Here is a 5,422-nt window from a genome sequence, read left to right on the forward strand (position 1 = left end):
GGGCCCGGACCGGGCCCGGCGACGCTGAACGCCCCGATCAGTGGCCGGGCTGCCCGTCGGCGTGCTCATGGACCGTGTTGGTCCGGGCGATCTGCTTCCAGGAACCGGGCTGGCGCACAGCGCCGGCGTCCGTACGGGCCGCTCGTGCCGATGCCGTGCCGCCGGCCGGCTGGGCGGGCTTGGACGGCTGGAACAGCCAGATGTCGAAGAGCTCGGCGAGCGGCTTCCCCGAGATCTCCTCGGCATACTCCACGAAGTCGCCGACTTCGGCGTTCCCGTTCACCCTGGCCGCGGGCCAGCCCTTGAGGACGGTGAAGAAGTCCTCGTCGCCGATCTCGACCCGCAGGGCCTGGAGCGCTGCTGCGCCCCGGTCGTACACGGCGAGGTCGAACTGCTTGTCCGGGCCCGGGTCGCCCGGCTTCACCGTCCAGAACGGGTCGTCCGCCGGATGCTGGGCGTACACGTAGTCCGCCAGTTCCTGCGCAGTGCCCTCGCCCTCCTTCTCCGACCACAGCCACTGGCTGTATCGCGCGAAGCCCTCGTTGACCCAGATGTCCTTCCAGCCCTTGACCGAGACACTGTCCCCGTACCATTGATGTGCCAGCTCGTGCACCACCACCGAGACGTTCGCGCCGTTGGCGAACTGCCGCGGACTGTAGAACGGGCGGGTCTGCGTCTCGAGGGCGTATCCGGTGGGGACGTTCGGCACATAGCCGCCGAGGGCGTTGAACGGATAGGGGCCGAAGACCTCCTCCAGCCACTCCGCCGCCTCGATCGTGCGCTCGACGCTCGCGCGTGCCGCGCCCGCGGTGTCCCCGAGGTCCACGCTGTAGGCGTTGAGGACCGGAAGGCCCTTGTCGGTCTTGTCGGTCGTGATGTCGAACTTGCCGACGGCGAGTGTGGCCAGATATGTCGCCTGCGGCTTGTTCGAGCGCCAGTTGAAGCGGGTCCAGCCCAGCCGCGAGGACCGGGACAGCAGAACGCCGTTGCTGATGGCCTGCGTCCCGTCCGGTACGGACACCGAGATGTCGTACGTCGCCTTGTCCAGCGGATGGTCGTTGGACGGGAACCACCACACGGCCGCCTCCGGCTGACCCGCGGCGACACCCCCGTCAGGAGTGCGAAGCCATGCGGTGCGACCGTCGATCTTCAGCTCCGACGGCTTCCCCGCGTACTTCACCACCACTGACACCGGCGTGCCGTTCGCCAGCGGCGCCGGAGGGGTGATCTCCAGCTCGTGCGCGCCGGTGGCGGCGAAGGCGGCCTTCCTCCCGTTGACCCTGACCTCACTGGCCTTCAGGCCGAAGTCGAGATTGAACCGGGACAGGTCCTGCCGCGCGGTGGCGAGCAGAGTGGCCGTGCCCTCCAGGAGGTCCGTCTGCGGCTGGTACCTCAGTCGCAGGTCGTAGTGCGAGACGTCGTATCCGCCGTTGCCGCTGGCCGGGTAGTAGGGGTCTCCTATCCCCGGCGCCCCAGGTGCGGAGTCGGCCGCCGATGCCGGGATCGCCAGCACCAGCGTGGCCGCGAGTGCGCTCGGGAGGAGGATTCTGCGCTGCACGAAGGGCTCCAAGTCGTCGGGGCCGGTGATCTCTTCGGACTCTTCGGACTCTATTCACGTGGTGCGGCCCCGTCGTGTCCATGGCCCCTGATGTCACACGAATGCCATCCGGTCGACATCCTCACGCCGGCGCGGCCGGTTCCGGCGGCGCGCGCGTACCGGTCCGTCCGGTTCTGTTCGGGCTTGGCCCTGGCCGGGGACGGGCCGTCCGACCGGCCCAAGCCTCCGAGGCCCGTCCGATCCCGGCCGGGAACCGCCCCTCCCACCCAATCGCCCCCTGTTGCCCGGGAGTTGCCCGGCGTACCGTGCGCCCATGCCGACACCTGCCCGGTACCACCGCCTCCTGCCCGTCGCTCTGGCCCTCTGCGCCGGGCTCGCCGTGCCCATGGTGAGTCCTACCGCCCACGCGGCTCCGGGCGGTGAGGCGCGGCAACCACGTACCGGTTTCGAGGAGTCCCAGGGAGCGCGCTGGACCAGCCAGCCGGAGGAGGCGGCCTTCCTCACGGCCGTCGACCGGGCCAGTGGGCGGGTGTCGCTGCGCACGATCGGTACCACAGAGCAAGGGCGCCCCCTCCGGCTGGTGCGCATCGGCAGCGGCCATCCCACCGCTAACACCATGCTTCTGATCTGCAGTCAGCACGGCGACGAGCCCTCCGGCCGGGAAGCCTGCCTCACCACCGTCCGCGATCTCGCCACCGCCCGGGACGGCTCCACCCGGCGATTCCTGGACCGCACCACCGTGCTCGTCATCCCCACCGCCAACCCGGACGGCCGCGCCGCCGATACCCGGGGCAACGCGGACGGCGTCGACGTCAACCGCGACCACATCGCCCTCAGGACCGCCGAAGGGCGAGCCATAGCGGCCGCGATCCGGGACGAACAGCCGGACGTCATCTACGACCTGCACGAGTACGGGGCCACCCCGCGGTACTACGACAAGGACCTGCTCGCCCTGTGGCCGCGCAACCTCAACACCGAACCGGCGGTCCATGACGAGGCGCACACCCTCTCCGAGAGCTTCGTACGCCCCGCGGCCCAGGAGGCGGGGTACAGCAGCGGCATCTACGGGATCTGGACCGATCCCGTCACCGGCGAGCCGGTGAAGCAGGTCGCCGGAGACGGGCAGGAACGCATCCTTCGCAACACCGCGGGCGTCAAACACGCCGTCGGGGTTCTCGTGGAGACCCGGGTGGACGCCCTCACCGACGCCGAGAAGGAGGACCCCGCCCTGAACAACAGGCGCCGGGTGAACAGCCAGCTCACCGCACTCGACGGAGCCTTCCGCTACGTGGCCGAGCGGCGCGCACGCATCGAGGCCGCCACCGGACGTGCCCGCCTCGCGGGCTTCACCGACCGGGGCCCGGTGTACCTGGGCGGAGCCGACAACGACCCGGCGACCCCCGACGAGACACTGACCGATCCGCCCTGCGGCTACCGGTTGTCCGCGGCACAGTACGCGGACGTACAGGACGAGCTGGCCCTGCACGGGGTCGTGTCCCTGCCGCTGGGGCCGGGGAGCCGCGACGGGGCGTACGTGCCCCTGCGGCAGTCCCAGCGCGAGCTCGTCGCGCTGCTGCTCGACGGGCGGGCCGCCTACCACCTCACCGAGGGGCAGCCGCGCACGGAATGCTGACCCGGGCCGCCCGGCACGGCGGTACGGTGTGCGACGCGGCACTCACACCGTGTCGCAGGTGGGGGCGCCGGCGCGGCGGGGTCCGGTGAGACCCATAGAATCGGCATCCTCATGAGTGCAACCCTCGTCGCCAAGGACCTCGCCGCCGGGCACGGCGAACGATCACTGTTCTCCGGACTCGACCTCGTGGTCGCACCCGGTGACGTGATCGGTCTCGTCGGTGTCAACGGCGCCGGAAAGTCCACCCTCCTCAAGCTGCTCGCCGGGATCGACAAGCCCGAGCAGGGCACCCTGCGTCTGTCGCCGCCCGGCGCCTCCGTCGGCCACCTCCCTCAGGAGCCGGAGCGGAGTGAAGGCGAGTCCGTACGGGATTTCCTCGCCCGCCGCACCGGCGTCGCCGCCGCCCAGTCCGCGATGGACGAGGCGACCCAGGGTTTGGTCGACGGCACCCCCGGCGCGGATGACGCCTACGCGGCGAGCCTGGAGCGCTGGCTCGCGCTCGGCGGGGCCGACCTCGACGAGCGTGCGGAGGAGGTCGCTGACTCGCTCGGGCTGGCCATCGGGCTCGACCAGCCCATGACCTCGCTGTCCGGAGGCCAGGCGGCCCGCGCGGGGCTCGCCTCACTGCTGCTGTCCCGCTACGACGTGTTCCTCCTCGACGAGCCCACCAACGACCTGGACCTGGACGGTCTGGAGCGGCTGGAGAAGTTCGTCCAGGGCCTGCGCGCCGGCACGGTGGTCGTCAGCCACGACCGCGAATTCCTCGCCCGCACCGTCACCAAGGTCCTCGAACTCGACCTCGCCCAGCAGCAGATCACCCTCTACGGCGGCGGATACGAGGCCTATCTGGAGGAACGGGACACGGCGCGTCGCCACGCCCGCGAGGAGTACGAGGAGTACGCCGACAAGAGAGCCGCGCTGGAGGACCGCGCCCAGACGCAGCGCTCCTGGATGGACAAGGGTGTCAAGAACGCCCGCCGCAAGGCGGGCGACAACGACAAGATCGGCCGCAAGTTCCGCAGCGAGTCCAGCGAGAAGCAGGCGGCGAAGGCCCGCCAGACCCAGCGGATGATCGAACGCCTCGACGTGGTGGACGAACCCCGCAAGGAGTGGGAGCTGCGGATGGAGATCGCCACCGCACCCCGCTCCGGGGCCGTGGTCGCCACCCTGCGCGAGGCCGAGCTGCGGCGGGGCGACTTCCGCTTCGGGCCGGTTTCGCTCCAGATCGACTGGGCCGACCGAGTCGCCATCACCGGCGCCAACGGCGCGGGCAAGTCGACCCTGCTCGCGGCCCTCCTCGGTCGGCTGCCGCTGGACGGCGGGCACGCGGCGCTGGGCTCCGGGGTCGTCGTCGGCGAGGTCGACCAGGCGCGGAAGCTGTTCCACGGTACGCAGTCACTGCTGGACGCCTTCTGCGCGGCGGTCCCCGACACGGAACCCGCCGATGTGCGTACGCTGCTCGCCAAGTTCGGCCTCAAAGCCGCCCATGTGCTGCGCCCCGCGGTGAGCCTGTCCCCTGGCGAGCGCACCCGCGCGGCCCTCGCCCTGCTCCAGGGCCGCGGAGTCAACCTCCTCGTACTCGACGAGCCCACCAACCACCTGGACCTGCCCGCCATCGAGCAGTTGGAGTCCGCGCTGGACTCTTACGGCGGCACACTGCTGCTGGTCACCCACGACCGGCGGATGCTGGACGCGGTCCGCACGACCCGCCGCGTCGAGGTCGCGGACGGAAAGGTGACCGAGTCCTGATGACCGACATGACCGACGACGCACTGGACCGGCTGTTCACGCTCGTGGACGACCTGGACGCCGACGTCGACGCGACCATCGACCTGGCCGACGAGATCGCGGCGTCCGGTGACACGGCTCTGCTGCCGCGTCTGGAGGCGCGGCTCGACCGCTGCGTCGGCGAACGGAACTCCTACGCCCGCGAACTGCTCGGCGGCGTGATCGCGGCCATCGGGGGCGTAGCCTCCCTGCCGGTGCTGCTGCGCGCCTCCGCCGTGGATCTCGGCGACGACCAGGACGGTTTGGCGGCGGAGATCGTGGACCTGGTCCACGCGGACCCGGCGGCGGCCCGCGCCCTGCTGGGGCCGCTGGCGAAGGGCGGCGACCCGGCTGTTCGTGATCGTGCGGAGTGGGCGCTGAGGTTCGTGCCGTCGTAGTGCCGTGAACGTGCCGACCGGGGGGGGCGGACGGGTACACCGCACACCCGGCCCCAGGGCGTGATC

At 71.1% G+C, this 5,422-nt stretch carries 4 protein-coding genes; 3 read left to right on the forward strand and 1 reads right to left on the reverse strand.

What is annotated here, in order from left to right:
• Window positions 1-37: 37 nt before the first annotated feature.
• Complete coding sequence (locus tag ACFWI9_RS22165; protein WP_387164431.1) at window positions 38-1,558, reverse strand: M1 family metallopeptidase; 1,521 nt, start codon at window positions 1,556-1,558, stop codon at window positions 38-40.
• A 313-nt stretch (window positions 1,559-1,871) separates the two neighbouring features.
• Here ACFWI9_RS22165 and ACFWI9_RS22170 point away from each other — a divergent pair, with 313 nt between their 5' ends.
• From ACFWI9_RS22170 to ACFWI9_RS22180, 3 genes are all read left to right on the forward strand, one after another.
• Window positions 1,872-3,191: a M14 family metallocarboxypeptidase gene (locus ACFWI9_RS22170; RefSeq protein WP_387164433.1), complete on the forward strand. Its 1,320-nt coding sequence runs from the start codon at window positions 1,872-1,874 to the stop codon at window positions 3,189-3,191.
• A gap of 111 nt (window positions 3,192-3,302) precedes the next feature.
• A complete protein-coding gene (locus tag ACFWI9_RS22175) occupies window positions 3,303-4,940 on the forward strand; it encodes an ABC-F family ATP-binding cassette domain-containing protein (RefSeq protein WP_387164435.1) in 1,638 nt (545 codons plus the stop codon).
• Window positions 4,940-5,356, forward strand: coding sequence for a hypothetical protein (locus ACFWI9_RS22180; protein ID WP_387164437.1), 417 nt, complete (start codon window positions 4,940-4,942; stop codon window positions 5,354-5,356). The genes ACFWI9_RS22175 and ACFWI9_RS22180 overlap by 1 nt, the downstream gene beginning before the upstream one ends.
• Window positions 5,357-5,422 lie beyond the last annotated feature (66 nt).

This window comes from Streptomyces sp. NPDC127084 (assembly GCF_042724175.1).
In the GTDB taxonomy this organism is placed as follows: Bacteria; Actinomycetota; Actinomycetes; order Streptomycetales; family Streptomycetaceae; genus Streptomyces.

Excerpts from the sequence above, each read along its gene's own strand:
- ACFWI9_RS22170 (WP_387164433.1), top strand. The coding sequence starts at position 1,872 with ATGCCGACACCTGCCCGGTACCACCGCCTCCTGCCCGTCGCTCTGGCC.
- ACFWI9_RS22175 (WP_387164435.1), top strand. The coding sequence starts at position 3,303 with ATGAGTGCAACCCTCGTCGCCAAGGACCTCGCCGCCGGGCACGGCGAA.
- ACFWI9_RS22180 (WP_387164437.1), top strand. The coding sequence starts at position 4,940 with ATGACCGACATGACCGACGACGCACTGGACCGGCTGTTCACGCTCGTG.